At 69.0% G+C, this 22,845-nt stretch carries 18 protein-coding genes and 6 pseudogenes; 11 read left to right on the top strand and 13 right to left on the bottom strand.

The genetic code is table 11. The features are described from left to right. Positions 1–216: 216 nt before the first annotated feature. Positions 217–410: pseudogene (locus ACFY01_RS23165) on the top strand (IS701 family transposase); the annotation flags it as partial. Positions 411–534: 124 nt separating this feature from the next. Here the strand turns inward: ACFY01_RS23165 and ACFY01_RS23160 are convergent. Next, positions 535–1,422 carry a neutral zinc metallopeptidase gene (locus tag ACFY01_RS23160; RefSeq protein ID WP_390737622.1) on the bottom strand — a complete coding sequence of 296 codons (888 nt, stop codon included), beginning with the start codon at positions 1,420–1,422 and terminating at the stop codon, positions 535–537. Positions 1,423–1,594: 172 nt separating this feature from the next. On the opposite strand from ACFY01_RS23160, the gene ACFY01_RS23155 reads away from it, so the two are divergent. From ACFY01_RS23155 to ACFY01_RS23140, 4 genes are all read left to right on the top strand, one after another. Further along, positions 1,595–1,813, top strand: coding sequence for a hypothetical protein (locus ACFY01_RS23155; protein ID WP_390737621.1), 219 nt, complete (start codon positions 1,595–1,597; stop codon positions 1,811–1,813). 80 nt (positions 1,814–1,893) lie between these two features. After that, positions 1,894–2,490: a hypothetical protein gene (locus ACFY01_RS23150; protein ID WP_390737620.1), complete on the top strand. Its 597-nt coding sequence runs from the start codon at positions 1,894–1,896 to the stop codon at positions 2,488–2,490. Positions 2,491–2,536: 46 nt separating this feature from the next. Continuing rightward, entirely contained in the window at positions 2,537–2,872 is a 336-nt protein-coding gene (locus ACFY01_RS23145) for a transcriptional regulator (RefSeq protein WP_390737619.1), read from the top strand. A gap of 136 nt (positions 2,873–3,008) precedes the next feature. After that, positions 3,009–4,607 carry an alpha/beta hydrolase gene (locus ACFY01_RS23140; RefSeq protein WP_390737618.1) on the top strand — a complete coding sequence of 533 codons (1,599 nt, stop codon included), beginning with the start codon at positions 3,009–3,011 and terminating at the stop codon, positions 4,605–4,607. Positions 4,608–4,890: 283 nt separating this feature from the next. Here ACFY01_RS23140 and ACFY01_RS23135 read toward each other — a convergent pair whose 3' ends face one another. Beyond that, positions 4,891–5,541, bottom strand: a complete 651-nt coding sequence (locus ACFY01_RS23135; protein ID WP_390737617.1) for a hypothetical protein — start codon at positions 5,539–5,541, stop codon at positions 4,891–4,893. Next, positions 5,538–6,692 carry a serpin family protein gene (locus ACFY01_RS23130; RefSeq protein ID WP_390737616.1) on the bottom strand — a complete coding sequence of 385 codons (1,155 nt, stop codon included), beginning with the start codon at positions 6,690–6,692 and terminating at the stop codon, positions 5,538–5,540. The genes ACFY01_RS23135 and ACFY01_RS23130 overlap by 4 nt, the downstream gene beginning before the upstream one ends. Before the next feature lie 301 nt (positions 6,693–6,993). On the opposite strand from ACFY01_RS23130, the pseudogene ACFY01_RS23125 reads away from it, so the two are divergent. Next, positions 6,994–7,405: pseudogene (locus ACFY01_RS23125) on the top strand (site-specific integrase); the annotation flags it as partial. A gap of 8 nt (positions 7,406–7,413) precedes the next feature. Here ACFY01_RS23125 and ACFY01_RS23120 read toward each other — a convergent pair. Further along, positions 7,414–8,634, bottom strand: a complete 1,221-nt coding sequence (locus tag ACFY01_RS23120) for an MFS transporter (RefSeq protein WP_390737615.1) — start codon at positions 8,632–8,634, stop codon at positions 7,414–7,416. A gap of 100 nt (positions 8,635–8,734) precedes the next feature. On the opposite strand from ACFY01_RS23120, the gene ACFY01_RS23115 reads away from it, so the two are divergent. Then, positions 8,735–9,820, top strand: a complete 1,086-nt coding sequence (locus ACFY01_RS23115) for a DUF5937 family protein (RefSeq protein WP_390737614.1) — start codon at positions 8,735–8,737, stop codon at positions 9,818–9,820. Positions 9,821–9,942: 122 nt separating this feature from the next. On the opposite strand, the pseudogene ACFY01_RS23110 reads toward ACFY01_RS23115, so the two are convergent. The 4 pseudogenes from ACFY01_RS23110 to ACFY01_RS23095 form a co-directional block, all read right to left on the bottom strand. Next, a pseudogene (locus ACFY01_RS23110) lies at positions 9,943–11,022 on the bottom strand (transposase); the annotation flags it as partial. Further along, positions 11,007–11,346: pseudogene (locus tag ACFY01_RS23105) on the bottom strand (MFS transporter); the annotation flags it as partial. The pseudogenes ACFY01_RS23105 and ACFY01_RS23110, both read right to left, overlap by 16 nt. 43 nt (positions 11,347–11,389) lie before the next feature. Further along, positions 11,390–12,229 (bottom strand): annotated as a pseudogene (locus tag ACFY01_RS23100) (FAD-dependent oxidoreductase); the annotation flags it as partial. Between the two features lie 43 nt (positions 12,230–12,272). Then, positions 12,273–12,521 (bottom strand): annotated as a pseudogene (locus ACFY01_RS23095) (transposase); the annotation flags it as partial. Positions 12,522–12,800: 279 nt separating this feature from the next. Between ACFY01_RS23095 and ACFY01_RS23090 the strand changes: the two are divergent. Then, entirely contained in the window at positions 12,801–13,067 is a 267-nt protein-coding gene (locus ACFY01_RS23090; RefSeq protein WP_390737613.1) for a hypothetical protein, read from the top strand. A gap of 16 nt (positions 13,068–13,083) precedes the next feature. Here ACFY01_RS23090 and ACFY01_RS23085 read toward each other — a convergent pair whose 3' ends face one another. Further along, complete coding sequence (locus ACFY01_RS23085; protein ID WP_390737612.1) at positions 13,084–13,656, bottom strand: TniQ family protein; 573 nt, start codon at positions 13,654–13,656, stop codon at positions 13,084–13,086. 255 nt (positions 13,657–13,911) lie between these two features. Here ACFY01_RS23085 and ACFY01_RS23080 point away from each other — a divergent pair, with 255 nt between their 5' ends. Then, the gene (locus tag ACFY01_RS23080; protein ID WP_390737611.1) at positions 13,912–15,024 is read left to right on the top strand and encodes a catalase family protein; all 1,113 of its coding nucleotides are present in this window, start codon (positions 13,912–13,914) and stop codon (positions 15,022–15,024) included. A 709-nt stretch (positions 15,025–15,733) separates the two neighbouring features. Here the strand turns inward: ACFY01_RS23080 and ACFY01_RS23075 are convergent. Further along, positions 15,734–16,786, bottom strand: coding sequence for an alcohol dehydrogenase catalytic domain-containing protein (locus ACFY01_RS23075; protein WP_390737610.1), 1,053 nt, complete (start codon positions 16,784–16,786; stop codon positions 15,734–15,736). A gap of 14 nt (positions 16,787–16,800) precedes the next feature. Further along, positions 16,801–16,959: a hypothetical protein gene (locus tag ACFY01_RS23070; protein WP_390737609.1), complete on the bottom strand. Its 159-nt coding sequence runs from the start codon at positions 16,957–16,959 to the stop codon at positions 16,801–16,803. Between the two features lie 227 nt (positions 16,960–17,186). Between ACFY01_RS23070 and ACFY01_RS23065 the strand changes: the two genes are divergently transcribed. After that, on the top strand, positions 17,187–18,293 hold the full coding sequence (locus tag ACFY01_RS23065; protein ID WP_390737608.1) for an IS630 family transposase: 1,107 nt from the start codon (positions 17,187–17,189) through the stop codon (positions 18,291–18,293). 205 nt (positions 18,294–18,498) lie between these two features. On the opposite strand, the gene ACFY01_RS23060 is transcribed toward ACFY01_RS23065, so the two are convergent. After that, a complete protein-coding gene (locus ACFY01_RS23060; RefSeq protein WP_390737607.1) occupies positions 18,499–19,479 on the bottom strand; it encodes a phage tail tip lysozyme in 981 nt (326 codons plus the stop codon). Between the two features lie 549 nt (positions 19,480–20,028). Further along, positions 20,029–21,690: an alkaline phosphatase D family protein gene (locus ACFY01_RS23055; protein WP_390737606.1), complete on the bottom strand. Its 1,662-nt coding sequence runs from the start codon at positions 21,688–21,690 to the stop codon at positions 20,029–20,031. Between the two features lie 136 nt (positions 21,691–21,826). Between ACFY01_RS23055 and ppk2 the strand changes: the two genes are divergently transcribed. Then, a complete protein-coding gene (ppk2, locus tag ACFY01_RS23050) occupies positions 21,827–22,822 on the top strand; it encodes a polyphosphate kinase 2 (RefSeq protein ID WP_390737605.1) in 996 nt (331 codons plus the stop codon). Positions 22,823–22,845 lie beyond the last annotated feature (23 nt).

Raw genomic sequence — 22,845 nt, 5'->3', positions numbered from 1 at the left:
GCACAGCAGAACCGCATTTGAGCTGAGACCCCTACCTTGATCATCGCAACCTGCGGCGGGCCACTCCGGCCGCCGGGGCGAGGTGTACGCATTTGCTGCGGCAGTGCCGGAAGGGGGGGAGCGTGACGACCGAACCGGCGACCGAACGCGAGAGCGGGCGGCGCACTTCGGTTGCCGCACGCTCGGGTCGTGCCCCTGTCCGCCCCGCCGTCGTAGCACGACTACCGCGAGCTCAAGCACGGCCCGGGCCTGGACGGCTTCGTAGGACGCGCCTGGCGCGGCCGGCACCACCACGTCACCCGCGTCACCGCCACCCAGGCCTTCCTCACCCTCCGGCGGCTCGACAACCCCGAAGCTCACTGTCGGCCTGATCCTCTACCAGGTCCTCGATGCTCTTCAGGACCTGCTGAGGTGCTGGACCGGCACCTGCACCACCTGCGGCCGCCCCCTGCCGACCAGTGGGGCGGCACCATACGCGGTCTGCCCACCAGCGGCGACCCACAGCCGGGCGTCGTGCCGTGGTTGTCAGCGTGGTCAGCTGAACGTGTTGCAGCTGGCGACGCGGCCGGAGCGGTAGCCGGTGGAGAACCATTGCTGGCGCTGGCTGGCGGAGCCGTGGGTCCAGGTGTCGGGTGTGACCTTGCCCTGGTAGCGCTGCTGGATACGGTCGTCTCCGACGGCGGCGGCCGCGTCCAGCCCGCGGTTGATGTCGTCCTTCGTCAAGTCGGTGATCAGTGGCTTACCGCTCTTGGGGTCGGGGGTCGTGGTGGCGTGGTGGGCCCACACTCCGGCGTAGCAGTCCGCCTGCAACTCGAGTTTCACCGAGCCGCTGTTCTGGCCCTTTCCGCTGCCGCGGGAGATCGTTCCGCTGAGGTCCTGGACGTGGTGGCCGTATTCGTGCGCGATGACGTAGGCCTCGGCGAACGGGCCGCCCTTGGCGCCGAACTTGCTGCTCAGGTCGTTGAAGAAGCCGAGGTCGAGATAGACCTTGTCATCGGCTGAGCAGTAGAAGGGGCCGACGTCGGAAGTCGCGTTTCCGCAGCCGGTGTTCACACTGCCGGTGAACAGGAACGTCGGGGCCTGCTGGTAGGCCTTGCCGGCGGCTGTCTGCGTCTGCTTCCAGAATGCCTGCACGCTGTCGACCACGGCGACGATCCGGCACTCCTCCTTACGGTTGGCGTCGGCACCGGTCCGGCAGTCCGCCGCGAGGTCCGCGGCTGACTTGCGGGACGAGGACGTGTCGCTGCTGCCCGAGCCGAACATGCCGGGGTCGACACCCAAGAGCACGGACGCGACCAGCACCACGAGCCCGACCAGCCCCCCGCCGATGGTCTTCCCGCCGCCCGGGATCCCGCCCAGCGCACCTCCCCGCCCGTCCGCGACCTCGGACGTGTCCAGAGCAGCATCGTCGTCGAATTGCATACGTTGACCCTCCCTCAAGCAGCGCGCCGGACCGCCCCGCGTCGTCCCGCTCGCCTACCCCGTACGAGGACATCCCCATCCCGGTAGCTTCGTTCTGCATGGCCTCACCGCGGTCCATCTCGCGTCCAGACCGCTGGATCCGCCTCGATGCCCGTGGCAACAAGACCGGCGCGTGTGCGCGGAGGGCGTCGACGCCCGCTTCTCCCTGAACGGTGAACACCTGGCCTGGCCGTTGGACCCGTCGCAGGTCGAGATCGACTACCCGGTGGTCGACGCCTCCCCGCACCCCACCGTCGTGTGTGCCCTGGCCACCGCCCGCCTTGGCCACCGCTCGCCCGGGTGTCGCGGGCTACGACGGCCTCCCGACGGAACTGTGACCGCCTGCTACTGAGGTTTGCCGTGCAAACCAGTTGATGAGACTCTGCCTCGAACGTATGGTTTGTGGCACAGACCAGTTTGGGAGCGGCGGCAATGGAACGCAGAAGTCTGGAGTCAGCGGCGGCGATCTACTACTACCTGAGAGGCCTTCTCTCGATCCCGGTAGGCGCCGTGATCATCTTCGCGGGGCTCGGCAACCTGGCCTGGGGCCCGCTGCGCCACGCCTGGGTCTTCATGGGCTGCCTGCTGGCGGCCGCGGCGGCATATGTGCTCATCGCCCACTACTACAACGAGAACTACGGGCGGGTCACCCTGTCCGCAAGGGCCCAGACCAAGGGCGCCGTCGCCACCGCCGTCAGCGCGGTGATGGTCGCCGCAGGAGTGCAGACGGACTGGTCCCTCGATCTGCCGCTCAGCTTCACCGCGGCCTCGTTCGCCCTGATCATGGTGGTCTACTACGCCGTCGGCGTAGGGCTGAGGGCGCACCACGCGATCATCTGCGGCGCTCTCCTGGCAGCCGGCCTCGTACCCGTCTGGGGTGGTGCGGGAGCGGACAGCAAGATCAATCTGGGTCTGATGGTGGCGGGGGCGGCCACCATCGCGACGGGGATCTTCGACCATCGCGCCCTCAATCGCGCCTTCAGGCCCTCCGAGGAACCGACCATCGGGAACAGCAATGCCCAGGCCTGAAACGTCAGGGTTCGGAAGCTCGGAATCTGAAACCTCCAGGTCTGTCATGCCGGAGTTTGGAAACGAGGAGCTGATCCTCGACCGCCTGATCCACGAACCGGGCCGGTTGGCGATCTTGACGGTGCTGTCCTCCGTGAAAGCCGCCGACTTCGTCTTCCTTCAGCGCGCGACACGGCTCACCAAGGGGAATCTCTCCAGCCACCTGTCGAAGCTGGAGGAGGCGGGCCTGGTCGAGATCGAGAAGACCTTCGTGCACAAGAAGTCCAAGACGAGCGTCACGCTGACTGCGGTCGGGAGAGAGCGCATCGCCCATCACTGGGACCAGTTGGAGCGCTTGAGGAACTTCTCCGAGGAATCCCTCCAGGACCCCGACCGGGAATAGGGCCTCGCACACTTCACCGTCGTCATGAAGTGGGCTGCCGAGCGGTCACTCGGCAGCCCACGGACGGAAGACGCACAACCACGCCCACGGGCGTGCCCTTACATGCACGTGCCTCCATGGGAAAGGAGAACAGCTCATGCTGTTCACCGGCAAATCGATCAGCGGCCGCGGACGATCCGCGCTCGGCGGGAGGGGCGGCAAGCCCTTCCTCGTGGCCGGGGCGGCCCTCCTCGCGGTCGGCGTGATCGGGCAGTACGGACCGGCCGACGAAGCCGCGGCCGCGCCGGGCGCCCAGGCGGGCGAGCCCCATCGCCCGGCGCCGCTCGCCTGGGGCGAGTGCCACGACCTCCCGCCCGCCCCGCCCGGCGGACCGGCGCCGCGAAGCCTCGAGTGCGCCGAGCTGATGGTGCCGCTCGACTACTCCGAGCCTCGCGGGAAGACCATGAAGGTGGCCCTGATCCGCCTCAGGGCGACCGACCGGGCCCACCGCATCGGCTCACTCGTGTTCAACTTCGGCGGCCCCGGCGGATCCGGGATCGACGCCTTCGCCGGAGGCTCCGCGGCCCAGTTCAAGAAGCTGGGCACCCGCTACGACCTGGTCAGCTTCGACCCCCGCGGGGTCGGCCGGAGCCGCCCGGTGCACTGCGTGGGCGACAAGCGCAAGGACGAGTGGCTGGCGATGGACACCAGCCCCGACAACGCCCGTGAGAAGGCCGCCCTCCTCTACAGAGGAAGGGCCTTCGTCAAGGGGTGCGCAAAACGGTCCGGTAAGACACTGCCGCACGTCGGCACGGTCGCCGCCGCCCGGGACCTGGACATGATCCGGATCGCGCTGGGCGAGCGGAAGCTGAACTACTTCGGCTTCTCGTACGGCACCTGGCTGGGCGCCGAATACGCCCACCGGTTCCCCGAGAAGGTCGGCCGCACGGTCCTAGACGGCGCCGTGAACACCGAACTGAACCCCCTACGGTTCTTCCGCGAGCAGGCGGCGGGCTTCCAGCGGGCGCTCGGCCACTTCGGCACTTGGGCGGCCCAGCAGCCGCAAGCGGAGCCGAACGCCAAGGCCAAGGGCCTCACCAAGGACGCGGTGGTCACCCGGGTCGCCGCCTTGCTGCAAGGCCTGGACACCAAACCCATCCCCACCGACACCAGGCGCGAACTCACCCAGAGCCTCGGTGAAGCGGGGGTCCTCACAGGGCTCTACTCCAAGGCCATCTGGCCGGCGCTTTGGCAGGCGATCCAGCAGGCGGAGTCCGGTGACGGCACCATCCTGCTGGCCCTGTCCGACGCCCTCTTCCAGCGCAGTCCCGACGGGCACTACACCAACTACCTCGACGCCTCGGGCAGCATCTACTGCGCCAGCACTCCCCAGCGCTACACCGAGCGGGACGTGGCGAAAGCACTGCCCGCGTTCACCAAGGCCTCCCCGGTCTTCGGCCCGACCCTGGCCTGGCGCCAGATGAACTGCACCGGCTGGCCGGTCAAGGGCACTCCAACCCACCACATCAACGCCCCCGGCGCCCCGCCCATCCTGGTGATCGGCAACACGGGCGACCCCGCCACCCCCTATGCCTGGGCCCCCGCCCTGGCCGAACAACTGGGCTCCGGCGTCCTCCTGACCCTGAACGGCGAAGGCCACACCTCCTACATGACCGGCAACCCCTGCATCCAGAAAGCAGTCAACACCTACCTTCTGCACGGAAAATCCCCGGTCAACGGCACAAAGTGCCAGTGACCAGCCCCCGCGTACGAACGCCCCGGGCCGTGATCGGTCCGGGGCGCGCCTCCACATCCTGATCGCGAGCCACGTGTAGGTGAACGGTCAACTGTGTCGGGTTGTTCCTGCGTCCCCGACTACTCCTGTGAGCTGAGGAACATTCCCTGTTGGAGTACTAGGCAGTCACGACAAGATTCCACGCCTATCACCACATTCCGAGACGATCACTAAACCTTCACCCCGGAACCTCCGCGAGGCTCCCGTGAAGCCCCGGCTCAGAGCCGAAGGCGTATGAACGGGATCACCGTCTGTGGAGCGTGCACTGCACCCCCGCTGGGGGTGACTCGCGGTTGGCGTCGGTGACCTGCATGACGACGCCGTGGGGGTGGCCGCCGTAGTAGACGTCAACGGCACGACCCTCACCGCTGCGGATCCCGGTGCGGTACTCCTCCAGCACCTCGACCGGCTCTTCTGCGACCAGCCCGCTCACCAACGACTCCAGTACGCAGTGCGGGCACGCCTCCACCGCGGTGTAACGTCGCCGCCCCCACCGGCCGTTCAGCTTCGCCGCGACCAGCAGGTCACCGTTCAGATCAAGCTTCAGCGACAGCCCCGGATAGCTCAGACGGGGATCAAGCAGCCAACCGTGCAAGTCCTGCCCCATCCCTTGCAGGCTGGCCTCGAAGCGCGGTATCCGGTCCCACAGCTTGGCCTCGTAATGCGAGGCGAACGCGGGGCTGTGAAGCACCTGCAAGATCAACAGGACCAGCAACCAGTCGGCTCCGTACCACACCATGCGCCAGCCGTGCATGTCGTCGCCGACATAGAGCAGGACACCCAGGAGGATGAACACCACGGGCAACAGGATGCGCCCGCGCCACTGTTGACTCACGGCGAAATGGGTGACCAACGGCATGCCGAGCAGGCCCAGCAGCTCCAGCACCAACATCATGCGCCTCCCCGATCAGCGCCCATGGGCGCAGCCGACTGCCATGCGGTGAAAAGCGGTATCGCGCTGCCGTCGAAGACGACGATGCCGAACGGACGGTCAAAGGCGATGTGTTGGATGACGGGAGGTCGGACGGAGGCACTGAGCACATGGCTGTAGCCCGTCACCGCTGACGCCTCCAACCCCCGCTCATTCACCTTCAGCACCGACTCCTGCACGAACTGACCAATTGTCAGAGGCTCGGGCGATATCCCGGAGAAATCTGCGAGCCGCGACGCCGCCTGTGCAGCCCCGAGTGCCGGGAGGTGCTGCGTCACGTCAAGTCCCGTCCGCAGGCGGAGCCGTGGCAGCGCGAAGGTGACCGCGTCCGCCTTCATGGGGCGCCGCTGGTCGTGCGGGGCCCACGCAGCGGGCAGTACCTCGGCGGCGGGCTGCCCGGGCTCGCCGAGAACAAAGCTCACCTGCACGGGCTCCTGACCGTGTCCCGCCATGCAACGCAGCGCCACCACGTTCACCGGGCTTCCGGACCGGCTGGGGGCTGTCCACGCGTGGGTCGGCCGGGGCAGCTCCTGGAACATGGTCGGCACCCGGTGCTCGACCCCGCGCTCGTCGGTGAAAGGCCGGTCCACGGTGTCCTGCGGTCGGAACGGGGATTGCCAATCAGCCTGCAGAGCAAGCGCGTTGACCAGGACGAGCAGCACTTCCCGGTCCTGCCGGAGCGGCAGCCCTCCGATCAGGCCGCGGGTGACTTCTCGTACCCAGGTGTCGATCGCAGACGCGGCGTCCGGCGCGCTCGGATTCAGGTGTCCGAAGCGGATCTCCGGAAGTGACTCACGGTATTCCCGGTAGACCGGTGTCCGTGCCCAGACCCCCGTGGCCACCGTCAGTCCGCCCGTCCCAGCCAGTGCAGCCGTCACAGCACGGGCCGCCGCGGCGGCCTCCGGCCCGGCGGCGCCCACCAACGATCGCAGCTCCTGAGCCGTCCCCGCCCGAGCACCCGTCGAGGCAGTAGTCAGCGCGAGCCACAACCCCGTCGGCGAACACACGAAGTTCCCGTCCTCGGCCCGCACTGCGGGATCGCCGGCAACCTCCGCCAACCAGCGTTCGGCTAGCCCTCGGATCGCGGAAACTTGCTGCATCAGCCCGGTCTTCATCGCGCCTTCCCCATAGGCTCCAGGCGTCCCCGCAGCACCGATCCGGCCAAATCTACCCGTCCCCCTGCCAAGGCCAAACATAGATCCCTCGCGCGATCGAGCAGTGGTGTTCCGCGACAACCCACGTATTGCCGCCGCCCTGGGGGCGCCCCGCTGAGCGTTGTCACCCAGGTTCAGATCCGGTCCTCCATGTGCCCGGCCCCGAGCAGGTTGCGTAGCAGCCGCAGAATCCGGCCATCGTGACTTCGTTGTGCCAGGTGCCGATGACGACTTGATGGTCGATCGAGCTGAGGCAGTGGGAGATGGCACCGGGCGCCGGGCCCCGGTGAAGGCGAAGGGCGCCCAGCCATGTACCCGGCGCTGTGGTGCCGCACGCGAGGAGTTCGTGCTGGAGACCGTGTCTGGGACGCCGGCACCGCCCGCATGCTGCGCCGGCTGATCAAGGGCCGTACGAGCGGGCCGGTATTCGTCACCCTCCGCCGCCCACCGCCCGCCCAGTGGGAAAGGTCGTCAGCTCGCGCGACGTCTGCCGGGACACTGGGCTCGTCCAGCTGTCGTACGGTCAGGCCCGCGCCCTGCTGGATGAGGACACCGCACTCAGTGGCGTGCCGGGTGCGGGCTGGGACCTGCACGGAGACCGGCACTCCGGGCTCACCCACCTCGGCCAGGCCGGGGTTAGCCTGCCGATGGTCATGGGGAAGTCGCGGCACAAGAATCATGCTCAGCGGGCCACGGCGGAGGCGGAGAGGAGCGTAGCGGCGGCGAGGCTCCCCCAGAGGGCGGCCGGGCCGTGGGGTGCGAGAGCGGTGATGACCGCTGGGGAGACGGCGAGGCCGAAGCCCGTGGAGAGCTGGAAGCGGGCGAGGGAGCGTCCCAGGGCGTGCGCTGGGGCGAGGGCGGTGACGAACGCGGTGGCGCTGCCTGCGTAGATGATCTCGCCGAGGGTGCAGACCACGGACACCGCGGCGACGGCCGGGGCACCCCAACCGTGCCCCAGACAGGTGGCCGCCAGGAAACCGACGTAGGACGCGGTGAGCACCACGCCCGCGATTGCCAGCACGGACCGGCGGGGGAAGCGGGACATCAGGACGGTGACCGGAACCTGCAGGGTGACCACCAGCACCGTGTTGGCCACAAAGATGGCCGCCGACCACACCGGGGAGGCGTGCATCTGCGTCACCAGGACCAGAGGGAGCGCGATTTCGGGGACGTTGAGGCAGAAGACGTAGATCACGTTGGCGGCCAGCAGCGCGCGCATCCTGGGTGCGGGCTCGTCGTCTCCATCCTCGTCCCCGTCCCCGTCCCCGTCCCCGTCCCCGTCCTTGACCGTGACAGCGGTCTGATGAGCGTGCACGTCGACCGACCACGCCAGGGCCGCCGCGGCGAGGTAGGCGAGCCCGGTGACGGCTGCCAGCGCCTGCAATGCGGTGGTGCCGCCCGTCAGGCATGCGGTGGCGAGGAGGGCACCGGCGCCCAGGCCGGCGTTGCGCAGGGCGCGGCCCCCTGCGAGGGCGGCGTCACGTTCCCGGCCTTGGGCGACCGTGGCCACGAGGGCGGCGTGGGCGGCCGGCCATGCCTGGTTGCCGATGCCGAGGAAGAGCGCCGCTGTGGCGAACAGCCAGACGTTCCCTGCCGGGGTGGCCAGCAGAAGCGTCACGCCCAACACCCGCACCAGCATCGACGCCGCCACGACCGTGCTGCGTGCGCCGCGGTCCAGCCATCGGCCCACCGCGGGCATGCACACGAGGCCCGCGACGACGCCGGCTGTCATGGCGGTGCCGGTGACCGGCGCGGACAGCCTGAGCACCGTCACCCCGAAGAGGAGCAGAAAGGGCCGCAGCAGGCCGGTACCGAGCGCGTCCACGGCCAGGGCGACGGCGTAGCGGGGGCCTCCGGAGGCGCGGAGGAGGGTGCGGGGCTGGATTCTGGTCGTGGTTGCCATGGCGCCAACGGTCGGGTCGGGTCGCCGGATGCCGCTCGTCGGTTGACGGACATCGTCAACCGATGCCGTCGCCGGCCGTCCGACCAGCGATGATGTGGGGATGACGCTGCGCATCGACATCACCGGGCTACCGGCCGAGCGGCTGCGGTTCGCCGCCTCCCCGCTGGCCGAACTGACCGCGATGTTGCACGTCCTGGCCGAACCCGGGCATCACCCGCGGCTGGCCGGCTGGGCCGGGGACGTCTGGTCCGGGATGCCGCCGGAGCTGGCCGAGCGGCTCAGGGAGGCGGAGTTCCTCTGGCGTTCCTCACGAGCCGATTTCCTGGTCCCCGCCCGACCTCGACCGACCCTCGCCGAGGAGTTGGACGATGTGGACCAGATCGACGACGAGACCTATGTGAGCGCCGCGCTCATCACCACGTGCGGCAGCAATCGGGTCCACTTCGCTGCGCCGTCGCCGCTCGCCGACCGGGCCGCGCGCGAGCGGGCTCTGGACCTGGCCCAGGCCCGCGGCGCACTCCAAGAGGCATTCGCGGAGCGGCTGCTCGCGGACCCGGCCGCAGTGCGGGCGCGGGTGCGCCACACCCTCGAACAGTGCGCCGAGGCGTTCTTCGACGCCGCCTGGACAGGCGTCGCCGTGCAACTGGCCACCGACCTGCGACTTAAGAACGACCTGCTGAAGCGCCAGGGCATCGGGGCGGCACTCGCCTCGGTCTCCGGCGCGGTCACCCTGGCGCCGGACGGCGACTGCATCGTCGTGGACAAGCTGCAGGACAACGCGACCGCCGCCCACGGCACCGGGGTCACCTTCATCCCCAGTGACTTCGGCCGCCCGCACCTGGTGGTGGTCCACGCGCCTGGATGGCAGCCGGTGGTGCAGTACCCCGTGGCCGAACCCGATCCGTCAGAGCCGGTGTCGCTGGAAACGGTCACCCTCCGGCTGGAGGCACTCGCACATCCGGTACGACTACGGCTGCTGCGCACCCTGGCCCGCGGCCCGCACACCAATGGCGAGCTGGCCCACGCCTGGGAAATCACTCCCCCGGAGGTCTCCCGCCACCTCGCCGTCCTGCGCCGCGCGGGCCTGCTCACCACCCGTCGACACGGGCGCTACGTCCACTACGCCCTCAACCTGCCCGAGATGACGACGCTGGGAACAGACCTGCTGACGGCCCTCCTGCGCTGAGCAGCTGCGGTGTGCCGGAAGGCGGGCGACCGCCGCCTTCGCGCCATCGCCCGATTCCGCCCGGTGCTGGGAGTGTCAACTTAACGGCCCTGTCTCACTTTCGGTGGTGACGGAGGGTGGCGCTATTCGAGGAGGATGCGGTGGCGGAGGAGGGAGAAGCCTGCTCGGCCGTGCATCTGGCGCGCGATTCGCTTGGTCTTGGTGTTGACACCTTCGGTGGGGCCGTTGCCGTACGGAAGTGTGAGTGCGGCGTCCACCGCGTCGCGGTCTCGGTCCAGGCCCCGCGTGAAGGCGTGCAGATGAGGCAGATCGGCTGAGCGAACCTCGACGATCCAACGCGAGAGCCCGTCGGCATTTCCTGCGCAAGGCGTCAGGAGTTTGGCGAAGCTCCGGAGAGCGGCGGCTAGTTGGGTCATCTCGGGGCAGGCGGCGGTGAGCCGTGCCGGAAGATCGTGATGTTCGGCCTTGAGGTTGTCGGGCCTGGTGAGGATCATCCGGGCTAGCCGGCGCGGGGAGATGTGGCTGCGGTCGGCGTCCGCGCGTCGACGGTGTTCAGGGCCAACTGCAGTCGGCGGGCGCATTCGAGGCCCGGGCCCTTCTCGAGCAGGTTATGGACCTGGTGCCAGCGTTCCATGGTCGTCTGCGCGCGGGGCCCGTCGTAGATGGGCGCGTCCAGCACGGCGGCCCAGCAGGTGCTGTGTGCCTTCACCTCGCTCAGGGTGGCTTCGCAGAGGTTGTGCCACAGGTGCCACCGGTCGGCCTTGGACTGCGTCGGGCAGGGCGCGGCGGATGGCCTCGGCGTAGGTGGCCGAGCCGTCTCGGCACACGATCTCGATGCCCGGATGCCCGCGCAGCCATGCTTCCAGCGTGTCGGCGGTGCGGTCGGGAAGTACGTCGATCCGTTCATGGGTCTCGGCGTCGATCACCACGGTGGCGTAGCGGTGCCGCCGGCGCAGGGCGAAGTCGTCGACGCCGATCACGCGGGGCACCCGCCCGGTGGGCAACGGGATGCGTAGCAGGGTGCGCAGGGCCGTGTGACGCGACAGGCCCGCTGCGAGTATCGCCAGCAGACGCGATCCAGCCCGGCCCGTTACTGACGTTGTCGCCGTGATGTCGTCAAGGTGAGGCCGGTTTCGGCGAGGCATCCGTTGATGGGGTTGCTGCAGAGGTGCCCGCCGCGGTGGTCGGAGGTGATGACGGCAAGCGTGATCGGCATTTATCATCGCCGCGCCGATACCGCTGGCCACGCGCGAGGCGAGCATCACCTCCGCCGTCGGGGCCAGGCCCGCGACAACGGTGGCGATGCCGAAGACACCCAGTCCGGCGATGACCATGGGCTTGCGGCCCAGGCGGTCGCCGACGGCGCCGAGCGGCAGCAGCAGCGCGGCCAGGGCAAGGGTGTAGATGTTGATGATCCACAGGACCGTGCTCTGGGAGGCGCCGAGTTCTACGGCCATGTGGGTCTGCGTGACGTTCAGCCCGCTCGCCGAGTGAAGGGGTGGGCGGGGCCCGGGCGCCGCGCGCATCGCCGGGTGCGGTCGAGCGGTGGGCCGGTGCCGTGCCGGGACGTCAGTGGGCGGAGGTCTCTCCCTGGGCTGCGGCGAGGGCCGCGTCGGTGTCCGCGGTGGTCAGCACAGCATTGATGTGGGAGCCGGCCAGGGCGCCGGCCGCTGCGGAGGCGCCGACCTGGGCGGCAAGGTCGGTGGCGTTGCCGGCCACCCACACGCCCGGCACCTCGGTGGTGCCGGCCATGCCGGAGGCGAAGCGGCGGCCCATGTTGTCGGGCAGGTCTTCCATCGGCAGCTTCAGACCGTCCAGGCCCTCGATGCGGGCCTGGATCTGCGTGGCGACCGCAAGGACGCAACGGGGCACGACCTGGCCGTCCGTCAGGCGCACCCCGGCGAGGGTGCCGTTCTCGTCGCTGATGACTTCCCGCACCGGCGTGTCGACGATGCGGATGCTGCGGGGCTGCGAAGCGGGCGCGGGTGTCCTCATCCAGGTGAGAGCCGTGGCTGAAGTAGGCCAGGTCCTCGGTCAGCTGGCGGAACAGGAGTGCGTGGGCGATGGAGGCCGGGCCGATGGCAAGGATGCCGATGGGCTGATCGCGCACCTCCCAGCCGTGGCAGTACGGGCAGTGCACCACCTCGTGTCCCCAGCGCCCGGCGAGCCCGGGAACCTCGGGCAGCACGTCCCGCAGGCCGGTGGCCACCAGGACCCGGCGCGCACTCACGCTCCGGCCGTCGGCCAGGGTGAGGTGAACCGCAGGTCCCCGTCAGCCGACGGGGCGGCGGGCTCGGCCGAGGCCACCTCGCCGAAGACGATGCGCCCGCCGTACTGGCGCACCTGCTCCCGGCCCCGCCGAAGGATCTCAAGGGGCGGGGTGCCGTCCAGGACGATGAAGCCGTGCATGGGCCGGGTGAGCAGTCCGAACACGATGTCGCTATAACTGTCCCTAACAAAGCCGTTGGACGTGGCGGTGGGTGATGAGGCAGACGGCGAGTCCGAGGAACGCCTCGTGGATGTCGTCGCGTCGTTCCCAGCGGATGCGCAGGCGGCGGAAGCCGTGGAGCCAGGCGATCGTGCGCTCGACGACGTAGCGGAAGATACCCAGGCCGGCGCCGGCGCGGTCTTCCGACTCGGCCGGCGATCGCCGGGATCTTGCGAGCAGAGGGCACTGGTGCTCCTGGCCGCGCTGCATGTGACAGCACACGCTCACCAGGCAGCTGCTCCTGCCTCCGGTATCTGAAAGGAGCAGCGGCGACGCGATGCCGCAGGTGCGGCCGATGCTTTCACCGAGTTACTCAAGGACCATCTGCGCGTACTCGGCCCAGACCACCCCGACACCCTCACCACCAGGCATAACTGGTCAGACGTCGGCCCACGCCAGCCCCCGTGACCGGGCTGCCTCTTTTGCCGCCTCTCGGTGCGATGTCTAAGGGGTGGCAGCCGCCGCTTTGGGGCGGCCGCGTGGACGTGCACGGTGACCCCGGAGGCCGCGAGGTTCTGGACGCCGACGAGGCTGACGACCGGCGCGCCCAGGACGTTGATGGTCGTCGCCGTCGCCGTCGCCGTCGCCGTCGCGCTGTTCGCGGTGATCGTGTGTGACCGGAACCCCACGGCCCCCTGGAGCGCGACCGTCACGATCGGCGGCACAGAGAACGTCCCGGCAGGCCAGTTGACGGTGAAGTTGCCGTTCGCGTCGGTCACGCGGGACGCGCGCTCTTCGCGGCCGGCCGTGGGCGTTTAGCCGCCTCTGGCCGCCATCAGCTACCGGTTCCCTCGGATCCGATCTCGCGGGTGGACATAGCGGGAATGTCGGTCAGCGCTTGGCGGCACAGGCCCGCACGGCCCCTCGGGCCGTGCGGTGGCCGGTTGGCGCATTCCCCCACCGCTGGAAGCGGCTCACGGGTCAGCACTCCGCGCGGGACCCGCTCGCTCCCGCGCAGCAGCCGCACACCACAACGCGGACACACATCGACCAGCAGGCACCGATGCAGTGGACAGACCGCGGCGATACCCAGCCGCCACCACAGCGGCCGCACTCCGTCCCGCCTGAGACAAGGCGGACAGGCCCTGCTCCAGGTCGGCATCATCCATTCCCGCGTGGCAACTGCCGTCGGCGACGCCTCCCGGACCAACTCCACACCGGACAGGTCCAGTACGGTGCCCGCGTGTCGGTCCAGCTGCATCTGCTGCAGCTCCGCAACCCGCAACCCTGTCGCATCCCGCAACCCGCCGAGGCTGGCGGGGGTGAGCGTGACCACGACAAGGGACGCCACCCGGCCCGGCTCCGTGTCCAGCGCGAGCGTTCCCGTGGTGGCGATGGCGAGGGCCATGGTCGTCACCACCGCTGAAGTTCGGTCAAGTTCGGCGACGGTCAGGCAGGTGGGCGTCCGTCAGCACCCGCTCGGGGTGCAAGGTCGGCCGCCCGGTCCGCCTTCGCGCACCGTATGCATCGACCCTGGGGTGTGGTGTGCCCCCGACGTGGTTGCGCTCGCCAACGTGTGATTCACCACAGTCAGTTATGTTGTGCACAATTTAATTGCTGGCTAGCGTCTGAAGTCGACACCACAGCACAGGGAGGCAACACCATGGATCCCGTCCGCTACGAGGATTACCGCCCGGCCGAACGTCAGAGTTACCAGCAGGAGTTGGATGCGGTGGTGGCACAGGTGGCGCAGCGCACCCGCACCTCGGTCGAGCGCGAGGTCGTCGGCCGCGCCGTCCGCACGGCCCACGGAAAGACCTACGGCCTTCTCAAGGCCACGGTCACGGTCGGTGACAACCTCGGCTTCTACGGTCAGGGCATCTTCGCCCGACCCACCGTGTACGACGCCGTCGTCCGCTACTCCAACGGCCTTGGTCATCAGCGCCCCGACCATCAGCTGGGCGCGGCGTGTGGGATGGGCATCAAGCTGTTCGGGGTCCCCGGCCCCTCGCTACTGGACGACGAACCGGACAGCGGCACTTTTGACCTCAACTTGATCAACAACGATGTCTTCTTCGCGAACACCGCCTACGACTACATGGTCATCGAGGACCTGTTCGCGGAGCTGCCGGAGGCCCTGGTGAACCCAGCCCGCCGCAAAACCTGGATGGCGGAGTTCCTGACCCGCCGGGGCACGCTCACCGATCCCGACAGCTGGCTGTGGGACGAACTGTTCGCCATGCTCTCGTTCACCACCGTCCCGCGCAGGAACCTGCTGTCGTACACCTACAACAGCATGGGCGCCTTCCGGTACGGCGACCACATCGCCAAGATCCGGACCGTGCCCACGACCGAGTCCCTGGCCTCCCTGACGCACGAGATCGTGGACGTGCGCGCGGACAACGAGGCGTTCCGCAACACACTCGTTGCCGAAGCCGCGGAACGGGACCACTCCTTCGAACTCCAGGTGCAGCTCAACACCGATCTGGCCCACATGCCGGTGGACAACACCTCCGTGAAGTGGCCCCAGGAACTGTCCCCATGGGTGACCGTCGCCCGTGTGGCCCTCCCGCGCCAGGACATCGGCGGGGACGAGAACGTGGCGGCCGCCGACGCCACGTCGATCACACCGTGGCGCTCACGCGAAGAGCACCGGCCTGTCGGCGAGATCCAGCGGGTGCGGCAGGAGGTGTACCGGCGTTCGTCCATCGAACGGCACCGCATCAATGGACAGCAGCGGCGCGAACCGGTCAGCAGCGCGCAACTACTCGGATGAGCCGGCTCAGCCGCGTCCCGTCGCCTGCGCCGACCGCGCTGGGACTGCGGCAGGGCGACGAGCGACCCGGCAACGGATTGTCGACGCCGCTCACGTGTTCTTCCCGGAGCGTGACGACGTGTGGCGGCGGGCCCTCCCAAGTGGCGTGACCCGCCCGCACGGTGGGGCCCTGGGAGCGGCTGTGGGCGGCGTCGGCTCGGCTCGGTCGACGGCCTGCCTCCTTCAGGGGCGCGGCGGAGTCGTGCCATCGCCGTCGCATGACCGCAGCTGCGCCGCCCGCACATGCCAGACGGACTACTGCAACCACGCCAGTCGTTGTGGGGGAGTGCGCCCTACCCCCTGCTCGGGAACGGCCATCTCGCCCAGCGGCGACCAGTCGTCCTGCGGAACGTTCGCGCTCATGATGCGGGGTGTTTCGACCGGATGGCGCCGGCAGCGTCTGCTGCACGGTCTTGAAGGTGCGCCCAGCTCACGCTCGTAAGCGGGAAGGCCGCAGGTGCCCTGGCCACGTCCACGCCGGAACGGCGCACCCGTGCCAGGTCCTGCCTCGGCGCGGTGGGCGGAGCCGCTCGGTTTCGGCGGCGGAACCTGTTCCCCCGGAACCGGCTACCCGAGGTCCTGCGGGGCGACGCGGCGGGATTCCCCGGGCCGCGCAAGAGGCGCAGGGCCTGCCGCGCAGGATCGGACGAGGCGGCCCTGCGCAGGAGGGTCAGCGGGTGGGGTCGAGAAGGATCTTGCGGACGCCGTCGGAGCGGCCTGCGAACAGTTCGTACGCCGCCGACCCTTCGGAGAGGGCGAAGTGGTGGGAGACCACGACCTCTGGCTTGATCCGGCCGGCACGGGTGAGGGCGATCAGAGCAGGGAGTTCGTAGTGCACAGAGCACAGCCCGATGGCGAACTCCAGTTCCTTGATCTGCGCAAGTCCCATATGGAAGGGGAAGGCCTTGCTCTGGCTGACCCCGATGACGCTGACCCGGCCGGCCTGCCGGACGGCCTTGAGGGCGAGCTCGATGGTGGCGTCCGACCCCACGGCCTCCACCACGGCGTCCGGCCCGCGTCCGTCGGTCATGTCCCGTACGGCCGTCCGCGCGTGCTCGCCCTCGACCGGCTCGACACCCAGGGTGGCGGCGAAGGCGCGGCGCTCCGCGACCAGGTCTGCGCCCAGCACCCGCGCGGCGCCCATCGCGAAGGCGGACTGGGCGGCCATGAGGCCGACCGGGCCGAGGCCGATGACCAGGACGGTCTCGCCGGGCTGGATGCGGGCTCGGCGGCAGCCGTACCAGGCCGTGGGGGCGTTGTCCGTCAGGACGACGGCGGCCTCGTCGGAGATGCCCTCGGGCAAGTGCACCAGATTGACGTCGGCGTATGGCACCACCAGGGCCTGGGCCTGGCTGCCCGGGAGCTGCGGGCTCACTCCGTAGCAGAGGTCCGTGCTGGACGTGGCGCGCTCGCACCGGGCGGTGAACCCGGCCGCGCACGACCGGCACTGGTCACAGCCGACAGAGGCGGGCACCAGAACCCGGTCGCCGGGCCTGAAGCGGGTCACCTGGCCGCCGGTGTCGACAACTACGCCGACGCACTCGTGCCCCGGCGTGTAGCCCAGTTCCGGGCTGAACGGGTTGCCGCGGTAGATGTGCAGGTCGCTGCCGCAGATGCCGGCCGCTGTCACCCGCACCACCGCGTCGGTAGGGCTGGTGACGGCCGGGTCGGAGACGTCCCCGTAGCGGATGTCGTGACGGCCATGGTAGGTCAGTGCTTTCATCGTGTTTCTCCCCCTCAGGCCGGTCGGTCCGCGATCTTCAGCACCAGCTTGCCGTGGCTATCACCACGGAACAGTCGCATCAGGATCGCCTCCTCGACGTGCTGCCAGTCGGTGGGCCGCGGCTCTCCCACGGCACATGCGGCCAGGCGCACCTGGCCGTTGATTCTGCTCAACTCCGGCGGCTCCTTCGACGGTCGCGTTGGATCGACGGCCGGCACGGTCGGCAGGCCGGCATCGGCGCGCACTGACGCTTGAACAGAGCATACCGGCCAGTCGGTACGGATGGTGAGCCTATGGGTGCCGTGCCGTCGGAGACAAGAGGGAGCCCGGCGCGACATACGATTTATGCGCTCGGCCGCCTAGGGTACGCCTAGTCTTCTGAGTCAGGATTTATGTTCAGATGTGTAGGTTTGCGGGGGTGGCGCGTACTGGGCGGCCGAAGGCCGAGTTGATCCTGTCGGACGAGGAACGGGCTGCGCTGGAGGGATGGGTGCGGCGCCGTTCCACGCCGCAGGCGTGGGCGCTGCGGTGCCGGATCGTCCTGGCGTGCGCGAGCGGGGCGTCGAACAAGGACGTGGCCGCTCAGCTCGGTTCGACGCCGCATGCGGTGGGCCGGTGGCGGGCGCGGTTCGTCGAGCACCGGATCGCCGGCCTGGGTGACATGCCGCGGCCGGGCGGGCCCAGGACGGTCACCGACGAGCAGGTGGCCGCCGTGGTGAAGCGGACGCTGGAGTCGACGCCGAAGAACGCCACGCATTGGTCGACGAGGGCGATGGCCAAGGAGATGGGTCTGTCGCAGTCGAGCGTGTCGCGGATCTGGCGGGCCTTCGGTCTGCAGCCGCATCGCTCGGAGACATTCAAGCTGTCGACGGACCCGTATTTCGTCGACAAGGTCCACGACGTCGTCGGTCTGTATCTGGACCCGCCCGAGCGGGCTTTGGCGTTCTGTGTCGACGAGAAGTCGCAGATCCGGCTGCTGGACCGCTCCCAGACGGTGCTGCCGATGATGTCAGGTGTCCCGCAGCGGGTCGCTCACGACTACGTGCGGGCGGGCACCATCACACTGTTCGCCGCGCTGGAGGTGGCCACCGGCAAGGTGATCGGCTCCCTGCACCGCCGGCACCGGGCCGAGGAGTTCAAGAAGTTCCTGGTCAAGCTCGACCAGGAGGTCCCGCAGGGCCTGGACATCCACCTGGTCCTGGACAACTACGCCACCCACAAGACCCCGGCCATCAAGACCTGGCTGCTGACCCACTCCCGCTTCCACCTGCACTTCACCCCCACCGGGTCATCCTGGCTCAACCTGGTGGAACGCTGGTTCGCGGAGCTGACCAACAAGCAGATACGACGAGGCGTCCACCGATCCGTGCAGGCCCTGGAACAGGACACCCGCAGCTGGATCGCGGCATGGAACACCGACCCCAAGCCGTACGTCTTGACGAAGACCGCAGACGAGATCCTCGAACGCCTCGCCGATCGGCCGATCACGGATCTGTCGCCGATGTGATCGCGGAACTCATGTCCGAAGCAGGTCCGTTGTGGCAGGAACAGCATCAGGCCAGGCTGGCCTCCCGGCCGCGGAAGCGAGCCGTGGGCGCCGGTGCGACGCACCGGCTGGTGTCCGTCGACCGGCTCCTGGCCACGCTCGTCCATCCGGCAAGAGACCCGGCGCCTCCCGAACTCCTGCTCGATAAAGCCATCAGCGAGGACGGTCAGACGTTAGGGACGCGCAGCTCGTCCCAACTGGTCTTGCCGGGGATGCCGTTGGCATCGTCACCTGCGAAGCCGAGCTTCTGCTGCCAGGCGGCGTAGGACTTCACATCGCCCGGGCCCCATACGTCGGCGTTGGCGCTCGACTGGTACCGATTGCAGTCTTCGGCGACGAGCCGCTGGTGCATTGCGGCGATGATCGGCGATTTCTGTCCGGTGTGGAAGAACGACGCACCAGGGAACGGCTCGAAGGTGGCGGGGCCGCCACCTGACTGGTAGGCGGTCAGTGCCCTGTTCGATGGTGAGCGGCGTTGCTTGAAGACCGTCTGCACGCGGGCGTCGGCGCGTGGCAGTTTGCTGTGGCCGCTGAGAATGGCCCCCGGAATTTCGTAGTTGTAAACGACTTCGTCGCTTGCAGCCTCAACCGAAACCCCCTGGCTGGAAAGAACCTGGTGGACTCCGGAGTATCTCGTACGCAATTCGTGGTCGAAATAGTCCAGTTGGGCATCCATGTTGAACAGGACATCCGCCCCGAGCGCAGCTCCGTTATAAACGTGCCTGAAAAGCCCCGACCTCCGAGAGGGCGAAGTCCACTGGGCGAGACCGACGCCGGGTAGATTGGGCCCCTGATTAGGTGATTTCCGATCCATGATTTGGGCGGCTGTGAAGTTCGTGCTCACTCCGGCGAAGTTCTTCGCTCGCATCGGGGTGGACGGCGAGCTACCCTCGATGCGATTCGGCAGAATAGTCGACTCTGCCCACAAGTTCCCGACGATCCCGGCGGCGCCTGCGGGCGGATAACCGTACCGGTCGACGAGTTGTCTCATGCAGTAAAGCATGCGGTCGTCGGTTCCGACCTTTGTCCAGTCGCCAGCCGACGGAAGCACCGCGACCGCGGCGGGCGCGTTTCCCGGTCCGTGACCGGGGCAGGCGGCATCGGCTGGAAGATGTCCTGCTTCAATGTTCGCAAATTGGCCGTTCATTTCAGGCTCCTCACGCGAAGCCCGCTTCGCCCGTCGCGAGGGCGCACGGCGTCCACCACGGCTGGAGAAGCCGGGTAAGGGGAGGACAGAGACATGCTTGTCTAGTTGTGAACTGGTGCCGCCAATAGCGATCGCCCCGGCCCTGTGCAAATCCCAACCCAAGCTCATTGTACTGCGAAGCATCGCAGCCCGCCCTGGATCACATCACGCGGCCATCAGGTAACCGAACGCGGCGGCCCGGCAGGCTGTCACGCGGGGGCACACGTCTGTGACGCGCGCTACCGGACAACTTCGGTGGGGCTCGGTGTTCACATTTTCCGTGCCGATGCCCCCCTCTGCTGATGAGACAGCAGGCCAGCGACAGCTTGGGCGGTGTCGCTCCGTCCAAGACAGGCCCCCGTTCATGAGCCCGTCCTCCACAGCGCGGATCGTGTTCAGGCGTCTCACAACCGGGCAGTCACGGGGCGAGGCATGGCCCCAACGCCCCTGACGCCGCGGCGTACGCGCCGTGCCCGCCTGTCAGATGGTTCGCGGCCCCGGGCAGCCGGATCAGCGACGTCCCCGAGCCCGGGGCTCGCTGGGCTGGGCGGCGGTCAGGACGCTCTCGTGCAGGGTCTGCAACGTCGCGTCCGGAGTGGTGCGTTCCAGGCGAAGGTGGACCGAGTGGTCGCGCAACGTCAGGGTCATCAGCTGGTTGCCGAACCAGGGGCCGCCCACTTTGCGCCAGCTGACCGGCGGACGGGCGCAGCGGCCGTGCCGGGCGAGCAGGCGTCCCAGCAGGCGGGCCGTCGTGCTCCAGCCGAAGTGGAAGCCGACCCGCATCATCAGGGGCACCGAGTTGTGCACGGGTGAGCAGGTGAGCTGGACGACGGGGAGGTGGGGGCCGCCGGACGGCCAGGACGCCTTGGCGACGTAGCCGTGGTGGACGTCCCCGGAGAGCACGCACACGGTCGCGGGGGCGGCCGGAGCGGTACCGGCCTCGGCGATGAGGTCGGCGAGGCCGGCGAAGGAGCGGGGGAAGGCCGCCCAGTGTTCCAGGTCGGCTCCGCGACGCAGCCGCTCGCTGAAACGGGCCCAGCGCTTCCCCCGTTCTCCCGCACACAGGGCCGCGTTCCAGGCCTCGGCGTCGTGCACCAACTGCGGCAGCAGCCAGGGCAGCGAGGTGCCGATCAGAAGGTGGTCGTAGGATCCCTGGTCGGCCAGCACCTGTTCACGCAGCCAGGCGGTCTCGCCCGGGTCGAGCATGGCGCGGCGGTCTTCGGCGAGGACCCGCGCCGCCCGTGAGTCCACCATCACGACCCGGACCCGGCCGAAGTCACGCCGGTAGCTGAAGCGGACCGAGGAAGAATCGGCGTCGGCCTGCTCGGCCAGGGCGCGCAGTGCGGCGGTGCCGTCCGGCGTGGCGTGAACGGCGGCCCAGGTGGGGTCGTCGGCCAGTTCGGCGGGGGAGAGGTTGCCCAGGTGCTGGTGGACCCAGTAGGACATCAGGCCGCTCAGCAGCCGTTCCTGCCACCAGTCGGTGGCCCGCATGTCGGCGAGCCAGGAGGCGGAGGTGTTCCAGTCGTCCACGACGTCGTGGTCGTCGAAGATCATGAAGCTGGGCACGGTGGACAACAGCCAGCGGACCTCGGGATCGAGCCAGGATTCGTAGTAGAGGTGGCAGTACTCCTCGTAGTCGCTGACCTGGCCGCCGGGCGGCTTGTCGAGGCCACGACGGTCGGCGAGCCAGCGACGGGTCTGCTCGGAGGTCTCGTCCGCGTAGATCTGGTCGCCCAGCAGGAGCAGGACGTCGGGGCGCTCGGTGCCTGGGTCGGCCGCGAGACGGGTGGCGAGCGTGTCGAGGGCGTCCGGGCCGACCGGATCCTTGCCGTCGGCGGGCGGCGCGGCCCAGCGGCACGATCCGAAGGTGACCCGGACGGTGTTGCCGGTGCCGGACGGAGCGATGACGGAGGGCGGGAAGGGGGAATCGGGAAGGGGCCACACCGGGGTGTCGTCCAGGAACACCGTGTAGAAAGGGGACGTGTCGGGCCGAAGGCCGGTCACCGTGACGAGCGCGTAATGGTGCCCGGCCACCTGGAACGTGGAGGCCGTGCCGCCCGCGCCGTCGGAGCAGCGTACTTGTGCCGTGCAGGGCTCGCTGGTCTCGACCCACACGGTCGCGCACGAACCGTCGGTGTACCTCAGCAATGGTCCCAGACGTAGTTCGGGCATGTGACCACCTCTGTCTCATGTCGTACGCACGGGGCAACAACCGTAGGGACCGTACCTGGCCGGGCAGTCGTGCGTCTGGGTCCGGCCTGCGCGGGCACGTGGAGGGGAGCAGACGGCGAGGCGGGAGAGCGGTGGCGTGACCGAGCAGGAACAGCGGACGCAGGCACAGGGGAGCCAGAGCACGAGGAGAGAGGACGACCTGTTGCGGGGCCTGGCCGTGGACGACCGGCAGCCGGAGCGGCCAGTGCTTCTGGACGGTGACGGCCGGCCGATCGAGACCTGGCGGGAGAACCATCCGTACGACCACCGGGTCGGGCGGCACGAGTACGAGCGGACCAAGCGGAGGCTGCAGATAGAACTGCTCAAACTGCAGCGGTGGGTGAAGGAGACGGGGCAGCGGATCGTCGTGGTCTGCGAGGGGCGGGACGCCGCCGGCAAGGGCGGCACCATCAAGCGGTTCACCGAACGGCTGAACCCCCGCGGAGCCAACGTGGTGGCACTGGACAAACCGACCGAGCGGGAGGCGGGGCAGTGGTACTTCCAGCGGTACGTGACCCATCTGCCGGCCCCCGGCGAGATCGTGTTCTTCGACCGGTCCTGGTACAACAGGGCAGGTGTCGAACGGGTCATGGGGTTCTGCACGAAGGCCGAGTACCAGCAGTTCCTGCGGCAGGCCCCGCTGTTCGAGCAGCTGCTCACCGAAGACGGCATCCTGCTGGTGAAGTTCTGGTTCTCGGTGTCGCGTGCCGAGCAGCGCACCCGGTTCGCCATCCGGCAGGTCGACCCGGTGCGCCGCTGGAAGCTGTCGCCCACCGATCTGGCGTCGCTCGACCGCTGGGACGACTACACCGCGGCCAAGGTCGACATGTTCCGGGCGACCGACACCGTGCACGCCCCCTGGACGGTCGTGAAGAACAACGACAAGCGGCGGGGCCGGCTGGAGGCGATGCGCAGCCTTCTGGACCGTTTCGACTACCCGGCCAAGGAGCAGACGGCGGTGGGCACACCTGATCCGCTGATCGTCGGCGCGGCGGACACCCTGCTGGAGCCGGGCGAGGAACCCACGGACCTGTCGCCGACACCGCTCGCCGGAACGGGCGGCGGACCCGGGCACCACCCGGACCCGAGATGACAGACGGCCGCTGCCACAGGTGA

The organism is Streptomyces sp. NPDC001480 (assembly GCF_042894725.1).
In the GTDB taxonomy this organism is placed as follows: domain Bacteria; phylum Actinomycetota; class Actinomycetes; order Streptomycetales; family Streptomycetaceae; genus Streptomyces.
The sequence above is the reverse complement of the archived record's forward strand: the minus strand, read 5'-3'. Positions and strand labels throughout refer to the sequence as shown.

Bases quoted from the DNA above. Each gene is read 5' to 3' on its own strand.
- ACFY01_RS23160 (WP_390737622.1), bottom strand. From the start codon at position 1,422: ATGCAATTCGACGACGATGCTGCTCTGGACACGTCCGAGGTCGCGGAC.
- ACFY01_RS23150 (WP_390737620.1), top strand. From the start codon at position 1,894: ATGGAACGCAGAAGTCTGGAGTCAGCGGCGGCGATCTACTACTACCTG.
- ACFY01_RS23145 (WP_390737619.1), top strand. From the start codon at position 2,537: ATGCCGGAGTTTGGAAACGAGGAGCTGATCCTCGACCGCCTGATCCAC.
- ACFY01_RS23140 (WP_390737618.1), top strand. From the start codon at position 3,009: ATGCTGTTCACCGGCAAATCGATCAGCGGCCGCGGACGATCCGCGCTC.
- ACFY01_RS23135 (WP_390737617.1), bottom strand. From the start codon at position 5,541: ATGATGTTGGTGCTGGAGCTGCTGGGCCTGCTCGGCATGCCGTTGGTC.
- ACFY01_RS23130 (WP_390737616.1), bottom strand. From the start codon at position 6,692: ATGAAGACCGGGCTGATGCAGCAAGTTTCCGCGATCCGAGGGCTAGCC.
- ACFY01_RS23120 (WP_390737615.1), bottom strand. From the start codon at position 8,634: ATGGCAACCACGACCAGAATCCAGCCCCGCACCCTCCTCCGCGCCTCC.
- ACFY01_RS23115 (WP_390737614.1), top strand. From the start codon at position 8,735: ATGACGCTGCGCATCGACATCACCGGGCTACCGGCCGAGCGGCTGCGG.
- ACFY01_RS23085 (WP_390737612.1), bottom strand. From the start codon at position 13,656: ATGGCCCTCGCCATCGCCACCACGGGAACGCTCGCGCTGGACACGGAG.
- ACFY01_RS23080 (WP_390737611.1), top strand. From the start codon at position 13,912: ATGGATCCCGTCCGCTACGAGGATTACCGCCCGGCCGAACGTCAGAGT.
- ACFY01_RS23075 (WP_390737610.1), bottom strand. From the start codon at position 16,786: ATGAAAGCACTGACCTACCATGGCCGTCACGACATCCGCTACGGGGAC.
- ACFY01_RS23065 (WP_390737608.1), top strand. From the start codon at position 17,187: ATGTGTAGGTTTGCGGGGGTGGCGCGTACTGGGCGGCCGAAGGCCGAG.
- ACFY01_RS23060 (WP_390737607.1), bottom strand. From the start codon at position 19,479: ATGAACGGCCAATTTGCGAACATTGAAGCAGGACATCTTCCAGCCGAT.
- ACFY01_RS23055 (WP_390737606.1), bottom strand. From the start codon at position 21,690: ATGCCCGAACTACGTCTGGGACCATTGCTGAGGTACACCGACGGTTCG.